The following is a 22,558-nucleotide window of genomic DNA, read 5'->3' on the forward strand; positions in this document are numbered from 1 at the left end:
CTAACTGCTATTTTACCAGTTTTCATCTGCCATGAAAACTAAGCTTTGATAGGTGATTGATAGTTATATAAGGTCAGCTGATACAGGAAAACCCGGTCTAGGACCGGGTATAAATATTATTGCGGCAGAGTTTGAACACTAATCCAACGTTCTGTCGTAAATTTATCAGCAACCCACTGACCGTTAAAGCGGCCTAGACCGGATGCTTTAACGCCTCCAAACATAACATGGGACTCATCATTAATTGAGGGATTATTAACATGGACCATCCCGCTCTCGATCCGTTTGGCTACCTGTAAGCCCCGATAACAATCTTTAGTAAAGACAGCTCCGGATAGGCCATACTGGGTATCATTAGCCATTTCCACAGCCTGGTCGAGAGTTTGAGCTCTGATTAAAGCTACCACGGGGCCAAATACTTCTTCTTGGGCTATGGTCATATCATTAGTGACTTCGGTAAAAATCCAAGGACTAATCACCTGACCGGTCGTTTCTCCTGCTAAGGCTGGCTGGGCGCCCTCAGATAGGGCTGATTCGATATAGCCAGTGATTTTCTTCACTTGGCTTTGGCTGACAATTGGCCCATAAAAATTATCATTATCGTTAGGGTCACCAACTTTCAAGGTCTTGATCCGAGCTACAAAAGCCTCCCTAAAGTCATCATAAATGTCATCCGCAATAATAATGCGGTTAGTTCGCATACAAATTTGACCTGCATGGAAGAAACACCCAAAGACAGCGGCCTCTACCGCCTGGTCAATATCAGCATCAGCTAAGACGAGCTGCACATTATTGCCACCTAGTTCCAAGGAGACATCCTTAATCTCACGACCCGTCACACTGCCAATATGGCGACCAACCTCGGTAGATCCTGTAAAGGAAATAGCATTAGGAATAGGATGGGCTGTAATGGCATCACCAATTTCTGAACCCTTACCAGCTATAGCATTGAAGACCCCTGGTGGAAAACCTGCTCGGTCAAACATCTCCGCAATTAGAAAAGCTGACCCCGGCGTGTCAGAAGCTGGCTTGAGGACTACGGTATTACCCAAAGCAATGGCAGGTACTACTGACCGCATGGCCAAAACCAAAGGAACATTCCAGGGGGCAATAACGCCAATGACGCCCTTTGGCTCCCTGATCACATAATTATCCTTGCCTGGTACATTGGAGGGCTGAATTGTACCATTCATATGGGCTGAAGCATTGCGGAATTCTTGGACAATACTTTTTATAGTGGCCAGCTCAAAAGCCACTTTGTTGGCTGCAGACCCAGCCTCTTCAACTAAAACAGCTCGCGTCTCTTCAGCCATCTCATCCATGGCAACTAATAGCTTGTCCATATAGGCAGCCCGGTCTTGGGGTGTCAGTTGAGCCCAGTTAGTTTGAGCGGCTTTAGCCGCCTGGTAGGCCTGGTCGACATCATCAGCACTGGCTGACTGGTAACTGTATAAGAGCTCACCCGTAAAAGGATTGCGATTTTCTAGTTGAGACTGGCCAGTCCCCGTTTGCCACTGACCATTGATATACTGCTTATCGTAGATTTTCATTGTTATACCTCCGTAAAATTGGCTAGACGTATCACTTTTTATCAGTATAGCGCTTTCATATATAAAATGCCATTATCAGAGCTTTAAATGAGCCAAATAAACTAATATGAATGACTAAAGAATTATTTAGCAGATTAAAAATCCACCAAATCTTTGGAATTTAATCATAATTGGTATAATTATTAGCGACTATCTATTTAGAATATCCTGCCGCTAATATCGGTTTATCTTAAGTAAAAACTAAACATAAAAATAAGGCCAACTTAATGTGAATTACCACAATTAATTGGCCTTATTTTTTATATGGCACCTAGCAATTTAAAATTATTTCATAAATCTAGCCTGGTAATAGCCTCGACGCATCTTGTAGCAATCTTTGCCCTTAGCATGAATAAGCACCCCTAGCAGGTTACCACACTCGGGACAGATTAGGTCATGGTCTCCTAAAGGCATTTGGCTAGTTACGACGCGCTCGAGGTACATCCGTAAAAGACCACCCTTACCTAATTTTTGATAACAGATAAGGTCGGCTTTACAGACACCACAAGATACTAACATTGGTTGTGCCTTTTTGACCTTCTTAGCTTGCGGATTGGGAAACTTCATCTATCAGTACCTCCCTTCTCCACTATTTTCATGTCCTTACATTTAGGATCGATGAATGACCTCATACAGAGAAAGCAGCACCTGAGGTAAGGCCGTGCTATCTGTATAGATTAGATAGCGATTAATCCATTCTGGCCGGTACTTGGCTTTATAGGCGCGCAAGCCTTTAAAACCGTAAGCACGGTTGCCATATTCATAAACCATTTTGAGGACCTGGTCCCGTGATCTTGAAAAAGATTCCTGGCCGACATTGGCTAGCGGAGCCATACCGAGATCAAAGTAGGCATAGCCTTGATCTTGTCCCCAAGCAATCAGCTGAATAATCAACATATCCATCAACTGATCTATATCCGCTTGATTTTGATAGCGCATCAAGTCTACCGATAAGGTCTGTTTGTCAAACACCATGAGGTTAGCAAAAGCAATTATTTTACCTTGCCTGCGGACTACTGCAATTTGACTGGTTTGCAGATAATTTGGATCAAATGAACCCAGAGAGAAACCTAACTCCCGCCGATTAGCTAGCCAAGCTGTCGAGACGGCTGCAAGCTCTGCAATTACCTGGTCGCTATAAGGAGGATTGATTACTGCAAATTCGAGACCAGCATTTTCTAAACCATTGCGCACCTTACGATAATTACGATTCTTTTTGCCTTCAAAGGAAAATGATTCAAGATTTATGCGTGCTGACTCACCGATTTTTACTGTCAGATAGCCTAAACCACAGAAAATATCTAAATACTTGGGGGTGACTTCATAGTAGGCTGGAGCCATTTGGAAAGTATGGCAGTAGGTTGCAAAATCAGATATTAGGTTACTAAAATCTGATTCTAGGCCGATAGGATCACCTAAAACTAGCATATTGCTACCTGCTGGTCGGTACAGCAAGGCAGATTGTTTGCTTTCTGAAAAATAAATCTGTTTATCAGCTAGATGGACTAGAGCGCTATACTCACTAGTGCCGTATTTTTCACCCAAAGCGAGATAGTCTATGATCTCATTTTCGCTCGGCGGCTGAAAGCTCGGACGGTTAGGTTGGCTAAAAAGTATCAGTAGCGCTAACGCGACAATGATTACCAGGTAAAAGGGTAGATGTAGGAGGCTAATATTAAAAATAAATTCTCCTTTTATTTTAATCACGCGTAAGCCGAGCACCACTGTCGTCGTTACTAAAACCATAAAAGATAGCGCCAGGGCTAAGCTCACATTGCGACGACTTAGGGATAGGCTTTCGCGATTGAATTGCTTGCGATTAGCATATAGGACCAACCACAATCCGGCAATAATTATCGCAATATATTGCGGGAAACCACGTACTAAACTTAAAAAACAAGCGACTGGTAGTAGAACTAATGATAGCCAATAGACACGCTTAATACGATAATGAATACCCAGGGACAAGATAGTGGTAACCATACCAATGGCCAAGCTAATTGCCGTTGATAACCTTTGATCGATAAAGGGTAGTAACGGCTGAATAAAACGAATCCGCTCAAAAAGGCCAGGACTCAGCACGGTTGCTGAGATTAAAACCCCTACTACTAGCATAGTGGCTGCCAATAGGTTAACGGTCAGATTCGACCAGACAGTTTGATGAAACCGGTCTGTCTTAGCTCGATGCCAATCATTGGCTAGGTGACTAGTAGCCATCAGCCAAGGCACCAAGTAGTAACAAACACGGATTACCACTAAACCAGCCAAGATATTGGCCTTTTGATAGCCAGCCTCTTGCATCATCAGTAGTACCGTTAAGTCAAAAGTACCAACTCCACCAGGCACAAAAGAAAAGATACCCACTAAGATGGCGCTAGCATAGATGATTAATCCCTGACCCCAATCAAAACCGGGATTAAAGCTGGCCATAGCGAATAAGAAATATAGTAAGGCACTGGTCCAATCCAGGATTGAAATAGGGATATATCTCAGTTTCGCTTCCATGTCAAATGTTTGCATTTGCTTTTTATTCAAATAACCCCTAACTTTTTTTAATCGGTCGCCAAATATGAATAAAGGCAAATATATTAGACTGCTTAAACCGATTAGAAGAGGCCAATATAAACCAGCTTTTAGGCTCGCCAAACCTGCTGCTAGTAAGATAAAAACCAGTCCTAAGAAAGATGCGAGCTGGTTAACCAAGGAAATATGCAAGGCTTGGTAGCTGGTTAAACCTGCTTGGCGGTAAAAATTAGTCCTTAGCCCCGCGGCTGTCATACCTGCTATATCGACAAATTCACTAAAAGCCTGGCTAATCCAGCCAACCTTGAGCCGATCTAGGAAACTGGCTGTCATTGGATAAGCCTGACTGGCATTCCAATCATAGAGACCGTTAAAACTAAAAGCGACTAAAGCAAATAAAACCAAAGCCAGGCGCCTAGGCCAAGTTACCTGCCCAATGGCTTGACGGAAACTTTCCCAATCAATATCATGCAGGGCCCCAGTTGCTAAATAGGCAATTAAGGCAAATACAAATAAATAAAAAATAATGCGCAAAATTTGCTTGAGCCTGTCCTTATAGGTCATCAGACTTTCCCCCTTAATAATTCACCCTATTATAAGCTAGCAGACCAGCTCAGTCTGTAACGAAAGCCAGATTTGGCTAAATTTTAAAAAAAGAGGACCCTTGTCCTCTTAAAAAATATGCTATCGTTTTTACTCTAGCCGATGCCGGATGCAGGATTTGAACCTGTGACCTTTGCGTTACGAGTGCACTGCTCTACCAACTGAGCTAATCCGGCCTAATAATTGACCAAATTATTATCTACCTTATCAGAAAAAAATGCAAGTTTTTTTAAAAATGTTATCGTTTTATAGCTCAATTTTATCAGCTAAATCCGCTGTTTTTAGGTTGACCTAAATGTTATTTAGGACTACAATATAGGTGAAAAAATCATTGGGAGGTCTTGTTTATGAAATTAGTCTTTATCCGCCACGGCCAGAGTGAATATAACTTAGCCAATATCTTTACCGGCTGGTTGGATCCAAAATTGAGCCTTAAGGGCCACCAAGAAGCCATCCAGGCTGGTCGTGACCTCAAGGCTGCTGGTATTACTTTTGATCAAGTTTATACCTCACGCTTAAGTCGGGCTGTCCAAACAACCTATCATGTGCTGGAAGAGATGGATTACTTATATCTGCCTGTTGAAAAATCCTGGCGGCTAAACGAAAGGCATTATGGCGCTCTACAAGGTTTGGATAAAGCCAAGACAGCCGAAAAATATGGGGCTGATCAAGTCCATATATGGCGACGGTCTTTTGATGTGCGTCCACCCCAAGCTGAAGAAAGCCAAGCCTTCGATGATTGTTACCAAGATTTAGATACTAGCTTACTGCTACCTGGTGAATCCCTCAAAGACACTTTGGAGCGGACCTTGCCCTATTGGCAAGATCGTATTGCACCTGACCTTAAGGCTGGTAAGAATGTGTTAGTTGTTGCCCATGGTAACAGCCTACGTTCTTTAACTAAACAGATTGAAGGCTTAGATGATCAGGCCATCGTTGATTTAGAGCTAGCTACTGGCCAACCGATTGTCTATGATTTTGATGACCAACTTCAGCTTATTAATAAGAGCATCCTCTAATTGGACGACTCATTCAAAAAATCTAATATCTACCAATATATTTGGTCAAATTATAATTTTACAGGTTGACCTGTGCCATCAATCTTAGTAAAGCAAACATAAACACTTGCTAAACCAGCAAGTGTTTTTGTTTGCTTTATGTTATGGCATTAGTTCAAAGGCATCCGGTGAGCTTGGTTTAACTAATTTAGTCACCTGGTAGGCAATTTCGAAATCTACCATACCATGTATCAAAGTGCCTAAGCCTACTAAAACAAAAAGGGTATAGAAATAACCAGGTGCTAAAGGGCCAGTGCCAATACCGGTCATCAAATAAACCACAATGACTTCCAGTATGCCGTGGACCAAGTTGACTAAGCTTGAAAATATTACCCGCTGACTAGTTTTACCTAAAAAGCTAGATTGGTATCGCAGATAATAAGCTGCCAGAGCTCCGTATATCACATGAGTTAACGACCGACCAACAATCACCAATGGAAAGCCTGCAAATAAGAAACCCAAGGCTGTCCCAAGACCAACTGTTACGGCCGCAGCCGGTCCCATATAAATAGCCATATCGACAGGAACGTGGGAGGCTAGCGTATAAGAAGCTGGTCCAATGACTAGTTTCACAGGCATAATCATGGGGATCAAGATACCCAAAGCTAGTAAGAGTGCGGTCACGGTTAGGCGCTGAATTTTAATCCGATTTTCACGATTCATAATATGCTCCTTCTTAGCTTGCAGAAATTAATTAGTCTTATTCTAGCACATCTAGTTTTTAAAATCACTTATTTTCAAAATATAATATCCAGCTGGTTTAAGTTATATAATATAACAATTTAAACCATTAATTATGTTTATTGTTATATTTTTTATAGACTAATTGACCAAAACTGTGACTTATGCTAGGATTTAGAAGTAATTATACTTATAATTTATTATAGAAGGTGATTTTTATGTTAGAAACATTAACAAAACTCATTAGTCCCCTTAATGATTTTCTCTACTACCCTGTCCTCATCATCCTTTTGATCGGTCTCGGTCTCTATTTTACCGTCCGCACCGGCTTGATTCAGATCACCCAATTCAAGGATGCGGTCAGTGTCATTACTGAGAAACCAGCGGAAGATGATGCGGTTTCTTCCTTCCAGGCCCTAATGGTTTCCACAGCTTCCCGGGTAGGTACTGGTAATATTGTCGGTGTATCAACAGCTATCTGTTTAGGTGGCTACGGGGCTGTCTTTTGGATGTGGCTGGTAGCTATCATTGGTGGCGCTTCTGCTTTTATTGAGTCCACTCTCGCCCAAATCTACAAGAAAAAAGGCCGCTTTGGTGAATCATACGGAGGCCCGGCCTATTATATTGAACAAGCGCTTGGTCAACGCTGGTTGGGTATTATTTTTGCCATATGTCTTATTCTCACCTATGCTGTTGGTTTCAATATGCTGGCTGCCTATAACCTACAAGATTCTTTCCGCATCTATAGCTTCTATAACAGTCAAATTTCGCCTTATCTAATTGGCGGCATCTTAGCCTTAGTGACTTGCTATTGTATCTTAGGTGGTGGTCAACGCATCATCAAGGTAACCTCCTTCCTGGTTCCTTTTATGGGGCTGATTTATGTTGGTGTTGCCCTAGTGATGATTGTCCTTAACCTGGACTATCTACCAACCATCTTTAAGTTAATTTTCGCAGATGCCTTTAATTTTAAAGCTATTTTCTCTGGTATTGCCGGTTCCAGCATGATGTACGGTATTAAGCGTGGTCTTTATTCAAACGAAGCTGGGATTGGATCAGCTCCTAATGCGGCTGCCTCTGCTCAAGTTTCACATCCGGTTAAGCAAGGTTTAGTCCAAATGATTTCAGTCTTTATTGATACACTTTTAATTTGTACCGCTACAGCCTTTATGTGCCTAGCTTCTGGAATTGCCCCTAACCCAGATTTATCTGGTGCCCCTTATGTCCAAGAAGCCTTAGCTTCAGCTTTCGGACCAATTGGACCCTACTTTGTTACCCTTGCCCTGGTCTTATTTGCCTTCACTACCTTAATTGGTAACCTTTACTATGTTGATAACAACCTAGCCTATATTTTTGGCACTACTCCTGGACGTCGCTTTATGATTGGTTATCGGCTACTAGCAGGACTAGTCATTTTCTTAGGTGCCCTCCAAGAAGCAGATTTTGCTTGGTTAGCAGCTGACTTTATGATGGCTTTAATGGCTTTGATTAACCTGCCAACCATCTTGATTCTCAGCAAGACCGCTATAAATGCCCTAGCAGACTATAAAGCGCAAAGAAAAGCCGGCAAAGATCCTGTTTTCAGAGCTAAAGCCATTGGGCTTGACCCAGAAAAATTAGACTACTGGCATTAAATATTTTCTCAAAAAAAACGCCCAGCTCAAAGCTGAGGCGATTTTTTTAATCATCCCATAAATAGGACATATAGATTGGATTTTGCCGACGCCAAGTATTTTCGTTATGCCAGCCATTACTTTGCACGTAGTAAGTGGCTGCTAATCCCTGGTCTTCAAGGGCTTGACAAAAGGCTTGGGCTAAAGCTTGACCGTCAGGATAACGGGCTAATTCGCGTTTACCATAAGAAAAAAAGGCGCGTGAGTCAGGATTCAAATCCTGGTCAGCCAGTAAGTTGGCTAGGTAATCGGCACACAGGCCTAAAGATGGTGATAAAATAGCTGCTTTAGAAAAATAGTCATTAAAGGCAAGCAAGGCGTAAAAAGATACCAAGCCGCCCATCGAAGATCCACCAATACCTGTCGACTCCCTGAAGGGCTGGGTGCGATATTTATGGTCAATCATGGGCTTGAGGTCTGATACCAACCAGGTCAGAAAAGACTCAGCATAGCCATTGATATCTTCTCCACCAATCCCCCCTCCAGCCACATCACACGGGCAATATTCATCTAGACGCCGGTCATGATCACATTCAACCCCTACAATTATCATTTGCCGGTCAGACTGGTCCATATAATGCTTAAGAGCCCAGGACCTGCCATAAGTGGCATCACGATGATAAAAGAGGTTATGACCGTCCATCATATACATAACTGGGTATGAACGCTCTGATAAATAATAATCATCTGGTAAGTAAATGTGCAGGGGCCGATGTTGGTCTCGGTATGGAAAATAATGAGTAAATTTTTCAATCATAACTATGTTTAAGCCTCACTTTTACTAGATTTCAGGCTTATTATACCCTATTTAAGCCCCTGCCTTAAGTAAACTGATTAACTAAATTGTTTTCTTAAGCGATCACCAATAAAACCAGCTACTAGTACCTTAAGCAGATCACCAGGAATAAATGGTAGTAAACCAGCTGTTAAAACGCCAGTTAAACCCAAATCTACCCCTTGCTGAGTTTTTAAAATCAAGTACATATAGGGCAAACCAATGGCGTAAGTAACGACTACATTAATAGCTAAAGAGATAAAAATGGCCGACTTTTTAACTGGATTAGCCTGGCGGCTAAGATAAAGGGCCTGTAAGCAAGCAGCTGGGATAAAAGCGATGATAAAACCAAAAGCTGGCCCCATTACTGAAGAAAGACCGCCAGAATAGTTAGCAAATACAGGAATACCTACCAGTCCTAAGACCAAGTATCCTACTGTCACAAACAAGGTATTTTTGGGCGTTAATAAGATACCAATTAACATCACCGCTAAGGTTTGCAGGGTAATAGGCACCGGTTGGATGGGAATGCTTAGCTGGGAGCAAACCGCTAATAAGGCGATCATCAGGGCGTTACGGGTTAAGTCATTAATTTTCATATTTTTTCTCCTCTATTGTCACCCAAATATTTTTATAAGGTGACTATACTTTTTATTTTAAAGCTAGTTAGGAAATTGGTCAACTTATTTTTATTTTTAGGTGACAGTATCTACCTACACCAACTAAATCTAATATCTAGCAAGCTTCTTGTTTAACTAAAATAAAAAGCCCAGTGCACGACTGGACTTAATCATTGCTTATTCATAAGAGAATTCTGCTAGGATATAATGCATAATTTCTTCTTGTGATGCCATATCATCAGTAACGACGATATAGCCGACATTACCCATTACTTGGGCAAAGACTTCTGGTTGGTAAATAACCTCTTTCACAAAGTGACCGTAACGAGCTAAGATATCTTCCTGGCTATGGCAGTAGTTTCGGCCATACTTACGCGAAATATAAGCTGCATTATGTTTAGGCCGTGGAGAGTAATTTAGTCCGCCTTTGGTCACTAGGTCAGCATAGGCCGCAAAGATATCCATATCATAAGCATAATTAACCAAATCTAAAGACGGGCCACCAGCTGGTCGACAGTTGATTTCTAAAGCTATATAAGACCCGTCTGCCAAGTGGAAAAATTCGCAATGGAAGAAGCGTTCTGGAATATTAAAAGCCTCAACCAGACGTGTCCCCAATTCGGCTAAGTCTGGATCAACGTGGTTAGGGACATAATAGACATTATCGCGGTCATTCACCACTAAGTCTAAGGCCGTTTCCATATAGTTTAGTGAAGAATAAAAGGCGACCTTACCCTGACCGTTTGTAATACCGTCAAAGGTGACAATTTTTCCATCAACAAAAGCTTCCATCATATAATCAATATCTTGTTTTTCATGTAGGAAGCGGTCCATATCCTCATTATTGTTAATCTTCCAAGTATCAGAGGCGCCCACACCTAGATCCGGCTTAACAATCACAGGATAACCCAGTTCTTCGACCAAATCCCAAGCTTCCTCAGCTTGAGCAAATACCCTCCCCTTAGTGCAAGGGATATCATTTGCTAAGAAGACCTGCTTCATACCAGATTTAAACTTAATCCGGTCCATCTCATCAGCCTTAAGACCAAAGACATTGAAGTCAGTCCGCAACTTCGCATCAAGTTCTAACCAATACTCTTCGTGAGACTCCACCCGATCGATGCGTCCATACTGAGAAGCAATATAGGCTAATCCGCGATATACTTGATCATAATTATGTAATCGTCTACCTCATAGTAGATGCTGAGCAAGTATTTCAGCTCCTCAGGCAAACGATCGTAGGGTTCCTGGCCAATTCCAGTTACAGTTACACCCTTTTTACGCAATTCCACCACAAAAGGAATAAAATTTTGGGGGAAATGCGGCGCAATATAAACATAATTCATCATGGGTCCCTCCACTTCTAATGATTTAATAAACTTAATCATATTATAGCAAAGATTGTCACCATAGCAGGATATTTTTAAATTTTTTATTAAGAAATACTAATTTTTGATGCCAACTAGCTCATTTTTATTCCTTTAGAAGCACAATCTCTACACCACAGGCTAGCTTGACTTGCTAATTAAGAGGGCGACTAAGCAAAAAGACTAAAAGCCAGATATGCGGCCTTTAGTCTTTAAATATTTTTTCTAAATAATTTTAGTCCCGATCCATGTAAACAGACTCTTTGAGCACAGCGATTTGCGGATAGTTACGCAGAGCACCTTCGTAATCCAGCCCGTAGCCAACAACAAATTTATCAGGAATTTCAAAACCAATCCAGTCAGCCTGGAAATCTTGGCTACGACGAGCCGGTTTATCCAATAGAGAAACCGTCTTAATTGAAGCTGCCTGGCGTGATTGTAGTAAATCATAGAGATAGGTCAGTGTCCGACCTGTGTCAACAATATCCTCCACAAAAATGACGTGGCGACCTTTTACCGGTTCTGATAGGTCTTTAATAATTTTTACTTCACCACTAGACTCGAAACCATCCCCATAGCTAGAGACATCCATAAAATCTAAATCTAAAATAATGTCCATTTGCTTAACCAGGTCTGCCATAAAAGGCATACCGCCTTTTAAAACACAAACCATCAAGGGTCTTTTGTCTTGGTACTCAGCAGCAATTTCTGCCGCCAATTCTTTGATCCGGGCTTGGATTTGGTCTTCACTAACCAAAATTTCGGCCATTAGTTCATCCATGTCATCGCTCCTAATTTTTTTATTATAGGTCTATTATACTTGCTTAAATTCAGACTGCAAGCTAAAATACCGAATTATTTCAACTAAATAAAATGAAATCGTTCGATTTATCTAATTTTTTATTCCTCGTCAGCTTCTTCAGCATCTTCTTGATCCATTAAATTATCAATAGCAATTGCGATACCAACTAAAACCTGTTCAAAATCAGTATTTTCAACCGTTACTACATAAGAGTCCCCGATTGAAATCATCTTTTTACCGATGCTGCCGATTAAATCACCATCCTGGTAAATTTTGAATTTATAATCAATCAGATTCCCCTTTACCTGCAGTTTAAAGTCATCCGAAGTCACCTTAAGCTTACGCTTCATAAATGATAATTGGCTACGTACCTTAATAGTTTCACCACTAGTAAATTCAATCTCATAAGTTGGGAATAAACGAATAATTTTACGAGTAACCGTGAAAATCGGCTCTTTATTAGCATCATTAACATGAATCTTGTCGCCAATTAAACGGAGGTCCTGGTCAACCTGGTAGGCCTTATTACCGTCCTGGTCCTTGATCCAGTATTTATCAGTAATTTGAAAAATTTTTTGGCGAAAAGTTAATTTTCTAGTCATCATAGACTCCTTTTAAACATATATTTATGTGATTCATTAGTGGATCTTTCAAGCTATCTACCCTTATTTTACCATAATCCGGTTAGCTATTAAAACCCGTCTGCCAGTTCCTTAAGTTGATTCAGCTTAATCGACTAGTCAAATGGCTTTGAAGCTATAACCATTAAAAAAAGAGGTTGCGATTTACAGGGCAACCTCTTTTAACAACATTATACAATAAATCTGCAAGGATTAGTTAACTTCGGTAGCAAGCATTCCCAGCCACTGCTTAATGCCCTCTTCATTAAAGTGGACGCCATCTTCTCTTAACCAGGCTCCTGCTTCTGCCTGACCAGCAAAGTAGCCACCCCAATCGATTAAGTGGACATTATCTCGATTTTGACTGGCCTGGGTAAGCAATTGGTTAACTTGGCTAGCCCATGGCCTGGTCACATGCGTTGTAACCAGATAAATCTGCCGATCACTACCAATTGTATCTAATAAAGCGTCTAATTGGTCCTGACTAAAACCACCATTTGAACCCAAGAAGAAAACAACATTAGCAGCTAACTCATTATTGGCAGCCATAGATTGGACGACTGGCAAAGCATAAGACACCTGCATGCCGACTTCAGCCTGAATATTAGCCTGAGGAAAGACGGTGTAAATACCCGGCGCTGCGCCAACTGTTAGAGAGTCCCCAATAAATGAAATAGGTTGGTCTAAATGTTTAGCCGCGTCTTGTTTAGAAATATAGTCATAGTAAGCTTGTTGGTCTTCCGGTAATTGAGACACATAGTCTTCAAAACTCTTGATTTCAGTAATACCAGCCCGGTTCTTTTCAGCAATGTAATTAATGTTTTTGGCATTTTCTGCTTCCCAGGCTTGGGCCTGGTCTGAGGTCGGTGCCGTAAAGATAACGAGTCCAGCCAGAGCCAAAGCCGATATTTTCCCAATTAACGACCAATTTAGGGCTCTAAACTTAACCACCCAGGCATTTACAGAAGGTGCCTTAGATTCTAAACTCACCCGCCAATTACGATTTATCACGAAACCTTGGAAAAGGATAGCAATTACAGCCAGCGTGACTAATTGGATAATCACATTATTAGTGAAATTATTTTCCGTTGTGGTCTGGCTATAGAAAATAATAAAAATAGGATAGTAGAAAAGATAGGCCGCAAAGGTCTGTTGCCCCAACCAAACAAAAGGTTTAAAACGAAACACTTGGGCTAAGAAGCCTTGGCCATCTACCAGGCACCAAATTAAAAGGGCAGTCACCATATCAAATAAGACCATCCCGCCATAATAAGTAAAACTAGCCTGGGCGGTCATCTTAGTTACCATTGCCAGTAAAGCCAAGCTACTAGCAATGATAACAAGGCTAGGTAACCAGCTGCTTAGCATTGACCCAGTTTTTTGACTGTCTTCTTCAGCATTTTTATTAACTACTTGCAGCAATAACTCGGCTTGACTAGGTAATAAGGCTAATCCGGCCCCAATTAAGAAAGAGAAGGCCCGGGTATCTAGACCATAGTATACCCGAGAGGGATCTTGGCCAGGCTTGAAAATAATAGCCATCGCAATAATAGAAGCCAATGCCAATGCTAAGATAACCAGTAACCTTTTGCCTCGATTTTTTATGGTTCTTTGCAGCAAAGGATAAGCAATTTGCCAAATAACAACTAGTTGAGCATAAAGAGATAGATACCATAGGTGGGTAAAAATCGATGGACTCAGCGAATTAGCAAAATAAGACTGACCAGCGATAATTTGCTGAAAATTATTAACCAAAGCTAAACTCGCCAAGGCAGAATTACGAATATTTACTAGGAGGTCACTTCTAAATAAGTATATAAATATCAGCGACGCCACCACCATTACTAACATGGGTAACCAGATTTTAAGTAACCGCTGGCCAATTTTACGCCACTGAATCAAGGCCTGGTCCGCTCGCTTAGCTGCTCGGCTTTCCTGGTTAACATCAAGATAGTTTTGGTCAATATCAGCTTGGTAAAGCTGGTGGTCTTCATTACGCCAATTAAGCTGGCGAGTAAGCAGAAAGCCTGACAAAATGAGAAAGACATTGACCCCTAAAAAGCCACCCGGCAAGGCGAATTCAAAATAATGGTAGCCTATAATAGCTATCATGGCGAATAAACGTAAGCTATCTAAGGCTGGTAAAAAATGTTTTTTCACATAACTACCTCTTATCTAATTTGATTCATTAAGTGTTCTGCCGACCGACGCCCCTGCTTTAGATTGAGTTGTGCATTGTTATTGCCGTATTGGGTCAAGTGGATATAATGACCGAGGCAATACAAGTGAGGCATCATACCGTAGGATTGGTTAATAATTTGACAAGTCGGCCAATTAACCATAACACCTTGACCTGTTTCCTGGTCGGCCGGCTGAATCCAATCCTTGGCTAACAAGTTTTTTATCAGTGGGTCAGTTTGGCTAGCAATTTCTAGATTTAGTTGAAAACCAGTTGCATTAATTAAGTAATCACAAGTTTCACGCTTTTGCTCATCAATCTCAATCATAAAGTTGCCTGCTGTTTGAGCGCTTATATCAGTTAAACCTGAAGCAATTCTTAGGCGGCCTTCAGCCATTTCCTGCAGTAAATCTGCCATAACTTGATAAGGTACTGTATGGCGGAAATATTCAACATTTGCCGGTACAAGCGGTCATAACGCTGGCGGTCAGCATGATTAAGACTGTTATAGAGATCAGGCAAGTAAGCTGTGATTTCAGAAATATAGGCTTGGAGCAAAGCTAACTCTTGGTCTTGTTGGTAGAATTGGCGAATATTGTCCGACAAGTCACCGATAGCTTCGCGCCATACCAGGGGCTGCCAGTCAATGCCCATAGCCTGGAAATCGCAGCGCACCTGGGCTAATATCTTATCCAAACTAATAAAACCAGCCTCATCCTGGGCTTGATTCAACCAGTCATCATCAATGGATAGGATTAGCGCTTGGTCATCTGCTAAGATGACTTCTGCTACTGTAAAGGGACGCTGACGCACATAAAAGGTCAGTGGCTGTTTTAACTCGTAGTTTGTTCTTATATAACGCCAGATATCAAAAGCTGTTGCTGACGAGCCAATAATGCCAATTCTTTTTGTTGGATCCAAATGGGCCAGCTGGGTTTTGGCAGGATAAGGCGTCCCGACATACTGAGAACACTCCGATAAATGATAATAGTCGGCATAAGGCGGATGACCAATACACAGAAAAACTGCCTGGTAAACTGATGACCAGGCATCAGGCTGACCATTTTTAGTTGTTGGACTAGCCTCTGCTTGGCTAAATTTAAGCCGGTAGCCAGATGCAGGTTTATTCGCATCCACTAAAGCCACATCAACCACCTTATGATGGTAAACTTGAACACAATCACTAGCAAAATAAGGCGCAAAAACTTGATTGAGATAATCGCCGTAATGCTGGCGCCGTGCCATCCCCTGCAAGGTATCGTCACTAAGTCCAGCCTGGGCTAGCCATGTGACAAAATCGTTAGGCTGGTCTCTCACAGCCGAGACCCGACTGGCTGCTGAATTTAAAAGCAAGCAGTCACTATCCTGTTGATAGGGTAAGCCCTTGCTTAACTCAGTTCGGTAATCATAGACATCAATTTCTAGCGGGCTAGTCGATGGGCCAACCGATAGTAAAGTTCTTAAAACACTGGAGCCAGCCACACCCGCCCCAACAATTGCAATTCGCATAAGTCACCTCAAGTTAATTCATCGTCTTCCAATTATATCATAAGCCCTGGATGAGATTAACAGGATATTCGACAAGGTCGGCAGCTCATTACCCTTCCAAGACACCATAACCTACCTATAAACAATGCAAAAAATCCCCCCTAAACAGCTTAGTCTAAGCAGCTAGTCTAGGAGGAAAATTTAATAGTTTAATGATGCTAATATAGGTCTAAGTATTACGCACAATGTTAGCACTTAGGTTGTAAAACCAATTGTTAAATAATTGGTCACAGGCCTCATAATCTTGTTGTAGGACTAGATTTACGATTTGATCATAAAAGGCTAGCATTTTATCAGAGGTGTGACCGATTTGAAAAATACGGGAAGAAACTGATTCATAATAAGAATTTTGAATCATCTCATAATAATTAAGAATCTGTTTGGCAGCAAAGCGGTTTGGATAATATTTCAACAGGACAGAGAAAAAGTAAGCCAGCTGATCCTTGTAAGCCTCAATATCTTTTCTATCCGCCTTTTCATGTATATCCGCAAGAATTTTATCCAAGCCATCCTTACTAAAATCAGGATTAATCAAGATATATTTATGGCTTACATCATTTACAATTAGCTGGATGAGTTGCACAACTTCAATGATGTTATTAGAATCATAATCCTGGTGAAGAATTTTAGCACCCTTATAGGGCACCACTTCTACATAGCCGTCTGCTTCCAACTTTTTAAAGGCTGATAGGACCGGTGTGCGTGAAATCATGAATTTACGCGTCATATGGACCGTCTTTACATAGTCATCTGGCCGATAAAGTCCTGCTTGGATGCCATCCACAACGGCAGTGTAGACCTGTTTACTGTAGCTATCACTTGACATAGTGGCACCTTCCTAACACTACTGGAACATAACAGTTAAACGATTAATTAAATTAGCTAATTCTTGTCGAGCTGACTGATAATTACCTTCCTGACTATACTTTACAATTTTCTGGAAGTAGCCGGCAATCAAGTCAACAACCATCGCTTCTAGCTTAGGCCGTTAATCAAATTTTTGTTTAAGAATTTGATAGATTTCAGCTAAACTATTTAAAGTAATATCACGGATGTAACTATTACCAACCGCCTGGCTCAAAACTGTAACTAAGGTAATGAGTGCCTCATTAAGCGCTGAAAAATCATGACTAGCATGCGCATAATCAAACTGGCTAGCTAAATTATCAAGATCCTCTTTATCAATATCAACGAAGAAAGTCGACAAGCTATTGAAGAAATAACTAAGAGAAAAATCAAAAAACTGGAGCAACTCTACCAAGGATTCATGTCTAACGACCTGACCCGTCACTCGTTTGCCCTTATTAGGAACATACTCGAGGATACCCTCCTTGGTTAACTTCTTAAAAGCTCCCCGTACTGGTGTCCGGGAGATATTTAAATGTTTGGCAATATCTGATTCATTAATAAATGAGCCTTGTACAAAACGATGTTGCATGATTTCATCTGCAATATAGTCATAGGCTAAATCTGTCAAAGTTCTAGTCATGTCCAAGCCCCCTTTATACAAAATCTTTTGGCGTCTCTACTAAAAGAAAATAATTAAATAATTTCTTTTTCACGTTTTATTTTACGCTATTTTGAGACAAATGTCTCAAATAAATATTCTTTTTATAAAAAATAAACATCATTGTATATATGAGTGCAAGAATCATGCATTTTATAGGTAATTATTAGTAATGCCGCTTGTATTAAAGCGGTTTCATTTAGCTGCAATGACTTTTTATAGGCCATGCCTGAAAAAATAAAAACACGACTACAAAGTACCGTTTTTGCAGCCGAAAATATTGTCCAATATTGTTTTTAACTAGCTAGTAAAGTCAAACACCTCGCCAATTTTTTCCTGGCAGGCAGCTTGATACACATAAGCTGCAATCGCCACATCCATGGCGCCGGTACCGATTGGAATACATAGACTAATTTCATTTTGCCAATTAGCTAACGAAAGTTTATTAGCAACTAAATCGCCAATCGTCATGGTGACATCTTCAGGACCAATCTCTCCCTTTTCATGGAGCGATTTTAAGCTTCCTCGGTTTAAAGCCTGGTCAATGTGATCAACGATTATTTGATCGGCCTTTAAGATGAGTTGATTTTCTATTTCTTGAAAAGATCCCATAGGAAATACGATATGACCTGGTTTTATCCAATCAGTTTTAATGAGCGGTTCCTGGGCCGAGGTCATTGTTAAAATAACAGGTGCCTGGCAAGGACCGGCCTGGTCAGCTACCGGGCAAACGATAATATCTCCAGCAACATAGCTGGCCATATCAGCCTTGAACTTTTGGGCCGTTTCTTCCCGATGGTTCCATACATAAACGTGGTCAATCGTTAGCAAGTCAGCAACCGCTATAATCATTTGCCTTGCCTGCATGCCAGCCCCATATAAACCTAGGACTAATGGCTGGCTAGGATCCCAAACACTAGCCAGGCTGACAGCTACTTGAGCACCAGTCCGGTGGTTAGTAATCCATGCGCCATCCATCACTGCTAAAAAATGGCCTAATTTGGGATCTAATAAGGTGATCAAACCTGTAATATAGGGTAATCCAGCAGCCTTACGATCACCTAAAAATCCCCCTACCCATTTAAGGCCGGCCAAGTCTTGGTAACCAAGATAGGCTGGCATGGCATTCATAAAGCCTTCATGGTCAGGCCAATTTCCTGTTTCGCCTAAATCAAGACTCACCTTAGAGGGATTAATTATTGAACCCTGGTTGAGGCCAACAAAGGTCTCCTTAACAATTTGATTAATTTGACTGGTATTAACTAAGCCAGCAATTTGCGACTGGTTGAGTAAAAGTGTTGGTTGCATAGTCATCAGTTCACCCCTTTTTACTAAGATTATAAAAGATAAAAACCCAGCTCACAAGCTGGGTTCCTATCACCTAGACAATAAGGGGAAATTCTAGGTTATTTATTTTGGCCCGACTGGCTGGCTAACCAGCTGTCAAAGGCTTGCTTTTGCGCTTGATAGCGACGTCGGTTAACAATCAGACCTTTTCTCGGAGACAATAAGAAGGTTAGGATACTAGTAAAACCAGTTACACTACCGATGGCTCCGGCTAAGGAGACATCGAATAAAAATCCTAAATAAGTACCAATTATACTGTTGACGACTGCATAAACCATGGCTATAAGCAATAATTTCTTCAGGTCATCAGTTAATAAGTAGGCAGAGAGGGCAGGTCCGACCATAAAGCCAACTACCAAGATGGAGCCAACCGTATCATAGGCACCAACGGCAGTCAGAGAAACTAGGGTCATTAGGCCATAATGAATGAGTACTGGTGAGAAACCAAGCGCTGCCGCAAAGGCAGGATCAAAGGTAGATAACTTGAGTTCTTTCCAAAAGACCGCCACAAATATGACGTTAATCAAGAGGACAAATAACATGGTCCATAGTGATTTAGGGCCCCAGTCGTAACCGAAAGCTATTAACCGTTTGAAGGGGGCAAAAGCAAGTTCACCCATCATAACGGAGTCTGTATCGAGGTGGACATCACTAGCACCCTGGGTAATTAAAATCAGCCCAAGGGAGAAGAAGAGTGGAAAGACACTACCAATCGCAGCATCCTCACCCATTAACTTGGTGCGCTGTAAAGCCTCGATACACCAAACAACTAGGACACCAACCAGGGTCGCCCCCACTAGCAGCAAAGGCGAGTTTAAATCATGGGTAATAAAGAAGGCAAGTACAATACCTAACAATACAGAGTGGGTAATGGCATCAGATAGCATCGATGTACCACGTAAAACCAGGAAGATACCCGGAACAGCACAGGCTAAAGCTGCCACAATAGCAATTGCATATATTTCTAAAGTCATTAGTCTTGCCCCCTCTCACGCATGATTTTTTGATAATGCTTTTTGCGCTGGTGGTATTGCCAGCTACGGGCCAGCAAGCCCCGGTTTGGCGCAAATAGAATCGAGAATAAAACAATAATTGAAGCAACTAAAACAATAGCTGGTCCAGTTGGCATATTACGGGTCATAGAAGACCAGAGCGTGCCGATTAATCCAGCTGCTAGACCAAAGCATCCGCTGAGAATCACCATGGTTTCTAAGCGATTGGTCCATTGACGGGCAGCAACCGGTGGCGAAATTAAAAGAGCTGACATCAGGATAACGCCGACCGACTCCAGACCTAAGATAACTGTTACCACCAAAATTAGTGAAAATACAAATTGTACCAATTTTGGTGAAAAAGCTAAGGTCGAAAAGAAGACCGGATCAAAGGTTTGGGCCTTGAGTTCCTTCCAGAAAAGGATAATTAGTGCAATAAAAATCAGACCGGTCACAACGATAGTGATCACATCACCTTTTAGCATGGCAGAGGCCTGACCATAAATAAAATTCTTTAAGCCAGCTTGCTGGGCATTAGGTGTCTTTTGAGCTTGGGTTAATAGAACCAGGCCGAGGGCAAAAAAGGATGATAGAATCAAGGATAAACTAGCGTCCATTTTAATACTACCTTTTGAAATCCAACGAATTAAAATAGTAGCCAGTAGCCCAGAAACGGTGGCTCCTAATAACATGAGCATCAAATTTTTATGACCAACCAGCATAAAGCCAACCACAATACCTGGTAAAGCAGCGTGACTGAGCGCATCTCCTAGCAAACTTTCCTTACGGAGGACTGCCAAGCTACCAATAATGCCAGACAAAATGCCGAGCATCCCGGTACCGATAGCTACCACCTGGAAGGTGTAGTCATGAAGTAATTGTAAAATATTTGCCATCTTAATCGCCTTCTCCCAAGTTGCGGTCGGTCCGGTAGGTTTCTTGAATTAAATCTTCAGTAAAGGCTTCTTCTACCGGTCCATAGGCAACAATTTCGTGGTTTAAGAAGACCACATCATCAAAGTATTGTTCAACTGTCGACAAATCGTGGTGAACTAAAACGACAGTCTTACCTTCAGCTACCAATTGCTTTAAGAGGTTGATAATAACAGCTTCTGTTTTAATATCTACCCCAGCCAAGGGCTCATCTAAGATATAGATGTCCGCCTCTTGGCTAAGTGCCCGAGCCAAGAAGACCCGTTGGCGTTGACCACCCGATAATTGGCTGATTTGACGGTTTTTAAAGGTTGGCATGCCGACCTTTTCCAGCATCATATCAGCAATTTCCTGGTCCTTTTTACTAGGTCGTTTGAACCAACCTAACTTGCCATAGCGTCCCATCAAGACCACATCATGAACTGTGGTTGGAAAATCCCAATCCACTGAAGAGTTTTGGGGCACATAGGCAATATTAGTCTTCAATTCATCATAGGGAGCAAACTTGCTGCCATCTAACGAGTACATAACCTGTCCTGAGATCGGTTTAACCAGGTTCAGAATGGTTTTCAGCAGGGTCGATTTCCCGGCCCCATTAGGACCAACAATAGCAGTCATCCGACCCATTTTAATGGCTGCATTAACATTCCACAAGACTGGTTTGGCATGATAGGCCACAGTCACATTTTCAATTAAGATTGCATTATTATCCAAGTTGCATCCCCCATTTTATTTATTATTTTAATGCATCGACAATGGTGTCAATATTAGCTTTATACATGGTGATATAAGTATCAGTACCTGCTGAAGCATCACCAAGTGAGTCAGAATACAATTCCCCACCAATACCAACTTCATGCCCTTTAGCTTTAACTGCTTCTTGCAAAGCTTCAATATTACGTTTAGGTACAGAAGATTCAACAAAGACAGACTTAATACCCTTATCAGCGATAAATTGAGCTAATTCAGAGAAATCAGCGGTTCCTGCTTCAGTTTGTGTGTTCAAGCCTTGAATACCGACTACATCAAAGTTATAGTCTTTACCGAAATAGTTGAAGGCATCATGAGCCGTTACTAGGTAACGCTTATCTGCCGGCACTTCAGCAACCCGTTCTTTAATGTAAGTGTCTAACTCATCTAATTCTTTTTGATAGGCTTCATTATTTGCTTGGTAGTCAGCAGCATTATCGGGATCATAAGCTGATAATTCCTTAGTTACATGGTCAGCAGCTTCCTTCCAACGTGCCACAGAGAACCAGATATGAGGGTCATGGTTCATGCTGGCATCTTCAGAAGCTAGTAACTTAGTTTCGTCAAGACCATCTTCTAGACAAATCGTTTTAGTATCAGATTGCTCCAGGGCTTCAAAAATTTCACCCATTTGACCTTCTAAATGCAAGCCATTGTAGACGGCTACATCTGCTTCTTGCAACTTACGGTTATCTTCGGCAGTAGCTTGGTAACCATGGGGGTCAATACCAGGTCCCATTAAACCTTCAACCTCAACATGATCACCACCAATAACCTTGACCAAATCACTGATCATAGTGGTTGTTGCGACAACTCTAGTAGGTTGACCGTTTTGGCTACTCGCGGCTTCTTTACCAGCCTGCTGGCCTCCTTCATCAACCTTGCCACAACCGGCAAAAATTAATACCATGGCCGTAACTAAGGCTAGCAATTTTTTCAACATAATATCTCCTCTTTCTATATTGTTCTGTTGATGTTTTTAGGTTATCCT

23 protein-coding genes and 1 tRNA gene are annotated in these 22,558 nt (G+C 41.5%); 2 read left to right on the forward strand and 22 right to left on the reverse strand.

Annotated features, from left to right (window positions below; all coding sequences use genetic code 11):
* Window positions 1-116: 116 nt before the first annotated feature.
* The 4 genes from AWM75_RS00825 to AWM75_RS00840 form a co-directional block, all read right to left on the reverse strand.
* A complete protein-coding gene (locus AWM75_RS00825; protein ID WP_067977284.1) occupies window positions 117-1,550 on the reverse strand; it encodes an aldehyde dehydrogenase family protein in 1,434 nt (477 codons plus the stop codon).
* Between the two features lie 324 nt (window positions 1,551-1,874).
* Window positions 1,875-2,156, reverse strand: coding sequence for a hypothetical protein (locus AWM75_RS00830; RefSeq protein WP_067977285.1), 282 nt, complete (start codon window positions 2,154-2,156; stop codon window positions 1,875-1,877).
* A gap of 42 nt (window positions 2,157-2,198) precedes the next feature.
* Entirely contained in the window at window positions 2,199-4,676 is a 2,478-nt protein-coding gene (gene mprF, locus AWM75_RS00835; RefSeq protein ID WP_067977286.1) for a bifunctional lysylphosphatidylglycerol flippase/synthetase MprF, read from the reverse strand.
* Between the two features lie 142 nt (window positions 4,677-4,818).
* Window positions 4,819-4,891 (reverse strand) — tRNA-Thr (locus AWM75_RS00840).
* Between the two features lie 171 nt (window positions 4,892-5,062).
* Between AWM75_RS00840 and AWM75_RS00845 the strand changes: the two genes are divergently transcribed.
* Window positions 5,063-5,734: a 2,3-bisphosphoglycerate-dependent phosphoglycerate mutase gene (locus tag AWM75_RS00845; RefSeq protein ID WP_067977287.1), complete on the forward strand. Its 672-nt coding sequence runs from the start codon at window positions 5,063-5,065 to the stop codon at window positions 5,732-5,734.
* A gap of 141 nt (window positions 5,735-5,875) precedes the next feature.
* Here the strand turns inward: AWM75_RS00845 and AWM75_RS00850 are convergent, their stop codons facing one another.
* Window positions 5,876-6,436 (reverse strand): hypothetical protein, encoded by a 561-nt coding sequence (locus AWM75_RS00850; protein WP_067977288.1) that lies wholly within the window; start codon window positions 6,434-6,436, stop codon window positions 5,876-5,878.
* 236 nt (window positions 6,437-6,672) lie between these two features.
* On the opposite strand from AWM75_RS00850, the gene AWM75_RS00855 reads away from it, so the two are divergent.
* Window positions 6,673-8,088, forward strand: coding sequence for an alanine/glycine:cation symporter family protein (locus AWM75_RS00855; protein ID WP_067977289.1), 1,416 nt, complete (start codon window positions 6,673-6,675; stop codon window positions 8,086-8,088).
* Window positions 8,089-8,134: 46 nt separating this feature from the next.
* On the opposite strand, the gene AWM75_RS00860 is transcribed toward AWM75_RS00855, so the two are convergent.
* From AWM75_RS00860 to AWM75_RS00930, 17 genes are all read right to left on the reverse strand, one after another.
* Window positions 8,135-8,884: an alpha/beta hydrolase gene (locus tag AWM75_RS00860; RefSeq protein ID WP_067977290.1), complete on the reverse strand. Its 750-nt coding sequence runs from the start codon at window positions 8,882-8,884 to the stop codon at window positions 8,135-8,137.
* Window positions 8,885-8,961: 77 nt separating this feature from the next.
* Entirely contained in the window at window positions 8,962-9,501 is a 540-nt protein-coding gene (locus tag AWM75_RS00865) for a biotin transporter BioY (RefSeq protein WP_067977291.1), read from the reverse strand.
* A gap of 198 nt (window positions 9,502-9,699) precedes the next feature.
* A complete protein-coding gene (locus AWM75_RS00870; RefSeq protein WP_143236662.1) occupies window positions 9,700-10,635 on the reverse strand; it encodes an ATP-grasp domain-containing protein in 936 nt (311 codons plus the stop codon).
* 35 nt (window positions 10,636-10,670) lie between these two features.
* A complete protein-coding gene (locus AWM75_RS08685) occupies window positions 10,671-10,871 on the reverse strand; it encodes a hypothetical protein (RefSeq protein ID WP_143236663.1) in 201 nt (66 codons plus the stop codon).
* Window positions 10,872-11,124: 253 nt separating this feature from the next.
* Window positions 11,125-11,670, reverse strand: a complete 546-nt coding sequence (gene hpt / locus AWM75_RS00875; RefSeq protein WP_067977292.1) for a hypoxanthine phosphoribosyltransferase — start codon at window positions 11,668-11,670, stop codon at window positions 11,125-11,127.
* A 119-nt stretch (window positions 11,671-11,789) separates the two neighbouring features.
* Window positions 11,790-12,293, reverse strand: coding sequence for an LURP-one-related/scramblase family protein (locus AWM75_RS00880; RefSeq protein WP_067977293.1), 504 nt, complete (start codon window positions 12,291-12,293; stop codon window positions 11,790-11,792).
* Between the two features lie 231 nt (window positions 12,294-12,524).
* Window positions 12,525-14,471, reverse strand: a complete 1,947-nt coding sequence (locus AWM75_RS00885) for an acyltransferase family protein (RefSeq protein WP_067977294.1) — start codon at window positions 14,469-14,471, stop codon at window positions 12,525-12,527.
* Between the two features lie 11 nt (window positions 14,472-14,482).
* Entirely contained in the window at window positions 14,483-14,908 is a 426-nt protein-coding gene (locus AWM75_RS00890) for an FAD/NAD(P)-binding protein (RefSeq protein WP_143236664.1), read from the reverse strand.
* A complete protein-coding gene (locus AWM75_RS00895) occupies window positions 14,869-15,999 on the reverse strand; it encodes an FAD/NAD(P)-binding protein (RefSeq protein ID WP_067977296.1) in 1,131 nt (376 codons plus the stop codon). The genes AWM75_RS00890 and AWM75_RS00895 overlap by 40 nt, the downstream gene beginning before the upstream one ends.
* 208 nt (window positions 16,000-16,207) lie before the next feature.
* On the reverse strand, window positions 16,208-16,864 hold the full coding sequence (locus AWM75_RS00900; RefSeq protein ID WP_067977297.1) for a GntR family transcriptional regulator: 657 nt from the start codon (window positions 16,862-16,864) through the stop codon (window positions 16,208-16,210).
* An 18-nt stretch (window positions 16,865-16,882) separates the two neighbouring features.
* The gene (locus tag AWM75_RS08890) at window positions 16,883-17,008 is read right to left on the reverse strand and encodes a hypothetical protein (RefSeq protein WP_256379575.1); all 126 of its coding nucleotides are present in this window, start codon (window positions 17,006-17,008) and stop codon (window positions 16,883-16,885) included.
* Window positions 17,009-17,026: 18 nt separating this feature from the next.
* Entirely contained in the window at window positions 17,027-17,527 is a 501-nt protein-coding gene (locus AWM75_RS00905; RefSeq protein WP_067977298.1) for a GntR family transcriptional regulator, read from the reverse strand.
* Window positions 17,528-17,845: 318 nt separating this feature from the next.
* Window positions 17,846-18,859 carry an ornithine cyclodeaminase family protein gene (locus tag AWM75_RS00910; RefSeq protein ID WP_067977299.1) on the reverse strand — a complete coding sequence of 338 codons (1,014 nt, stop codon included), beginning with the start codon at window positions 18,857-18,859 and terminating at the stop codon, window positions 17,846-17,848.
* A gap of 92 nt (window positions 18,860-18,951) precedes the next feature.
* On the reverse strand, window positions 18,952-19,866 hold the full coding sequence (locus AWM75_RS00915) for a metal ABC transporter permease (RefSeq protein WP_067977300.1): 915 nt from the start codon (window positions 19,864-19,866) through the stop codon (window positions 18,952-18,954).
* Complete coding sequence (locus AWM75_RS00920) at window positions 19,866-20,780, reverse strand: metal ABC transporter permease (protein ID WP_067977301.1); 915 nt, start codon at window positions 20,778-20,780, stop codon at window positions 19,866-19,868. The genes AWM75_RS00915 and AWM75_RS00920 overlap by 1 nt, the downstream gene beginning before the upstream one ends.
* Window position 20,781: 1 nt before the next feature.
* Window positions 20,782-21,531 carry a metal ABC transporter ATP-binding protein gene (locus AWM75_RS00925; RefSeq protein ID WP_067977302.1) on the reverse strand — a complete coding sequence of 250 codons (750 nt, stop codon included), beginning with the start codon at window positions 21,529-21,531 and terminating at the stop codon, window positions 20,782-20,784.
* 22 nt (window positions 21,532-21,553) lie between these two features.
* Window positions 21,554-22,510, reverse strand: coding sequence for a metal ABC transporter solute-binding protein, Zn/Mn family (locus AWM75_RS00930; RefSeq protein ID WP_067977303.1), 957 nt, complete (start codon window positions 22,508-22,510; stop codon window positions 21,554-21,556).
* Window positions 22,511-22,558 lie beyond the last annotated feature (48 nt).

It is taken from the genome of Aerococcus urinaehominis (genome assembly GCF_001543245.1).
GTDB classification, from domain to species: domain Bacteria; phylum Bacillota; class Bacilli; order Lactobacillales; family Aerococcaceae; genus Aerococcus; species Aerococcus urinaehominis.

Excerpts from the sequence above, each read along its gene's own strand:
- AWM75_RS00825 (WP_067977284.1), bottom strand. The coding sequence starts at position 1,550 with ATGAAAATCTACGATAAGCAGTATATCAATGGTCAGTGGCAAACGGGG.
- AWM75_RS00830 (WP_067977285.1), bottom strand. The coding sequence starts at position 2,156 with ATGAAGTTTCCCAATCCGCAAGCTAAGAAGGTCAAAAAGGCACAACCA.
- mprF (WP_067977286.1), bottom strand. The coding sequence starts at position 4,676 with ATGACCTATAAGGACAGGCTCAAGCAAATTTTGCGCATTATTTTTTAT.
- AWM75_RS00845 (WP_067977287.1), top strand. The coding sequence starts at position 5,063 with ATGAAATTAGTCTTTATCCGCCACGGCCAGAGTGAATATAACTTAGCC.
- AWM75_RS00850 (WP_067977288.1), bottom strand. The coding sequence starts at position 6,436 with ATGAATCGTGAAAATCGGATTAAAATTCAGCGCCTAACCGTGACCGCA.
- AWM75_RS00855 (WP_067977289.1), top strand. The coding sequence starts at position 6,673 with ATGTTAGAAACATTAACAAAACTCATTAGTCCCCTTAATGATTTTCTC.
- AWM75_RS00860 (WP_067977290.1), bottom strand. The coding sequence starts at position 8,884 with ATGATTGAAAAATTTACTCATTATTTTCCATACCGAGACCAACATCGG.
- AWM75_RS00865 (WP_067977291.1), bottom strand. The coding sequence starts at position 9,501 with ATGAAAATTAATGACTTAACCCGTAACGCCCTGATGATCGCCTTATTA.
- AWM75_RS08685 (WP_143236663.1), bottom strand. The coding sequence starts at position 10,871 with ATGATGAATTATGTTTATATTGCGCCGCATTTCCCCCAAAATTTTATT.
- hpt (WP_067977292.1), bottom strand. The coding sequence starts at position 11,670 with ATGGATGAACTAATGGCCGAAATTTTGGTTAGTGAAGACCAAATCCAA.
- AWM75_RS00880 (WP_067977293.1), bottom strand. The coding sequence starts at position 12,293 with ATGACTAGAAAATTAACTTTTCGCCAAAAAATTTTTCAAATTACTGAT.
- AWM75_RS00890 (WP_143236664.1), bottom strand. The coding sequence starts at position 14,908 with ATGGCAGATTTACTGCAGGAAATGGCTGAAGGCCGCCTAAGAATTGCT.
- AWM75_RS00895 (WP_067977296.1), bottom strand. The coding sequence starts at position 15,999 with ATGCGAATTGCAATTGTTGGGGCGGGTGTGGCTGGCTCCAGTGTTTTA.
- AWM75_RS00900 (WP_067977297.1), bottom strand. The coding sequence starts at position 16,864 with ATGTCAAGTGATAGCTACAGTAAACAGGTCTACACTGCCGTTGTGGAT.
- AWM75_RS08890 (WP_256379575.1), bottom strand. The coding sequence starts at position 17,008 with ATGGTTGTTGACTTGATTGCCGGCTACTTCCAGAAAATTGTAAAGTAT.
- AWM75_RS00905 (WP_067977298.1), bottom strand. The coding sequence starts at position 17,527 with ATGACTAGAACTTTGACAGATTTAGCCTATGACTATATTGCAGATGAA.
- AWM75_RS00910 (WP_067977299.1), bottom strand. The coding sequence starts at position 18,859 with ATGACTATGCAACCAACACTTTTACTCAACCAGTCGCAAATTGCTGGC.
- AWM75_RS00915 (WP_067977300.1), bottom strand. The coding sequence starts at position 19,866 with ATGACTTTAGAAATATATGCAATTGCTATTGTGGCAGCTTTAGCCTGT.
- AWM75_RS00920 (WP_067977301.1), bottom strand. The coding sequence starts at position 20,780 with ATGGCAAATATTTTACAATTACTTCATGACTACACCTTCCAGGTGGTA.
- AWM75_RS00930 (WP_067977303.1), bottom strand. The coding sequence starts at position 22,510 with ATGTTGAAAAAATTGCTAGCCTTAGTTACGGCCATGGTATTAATTTTT.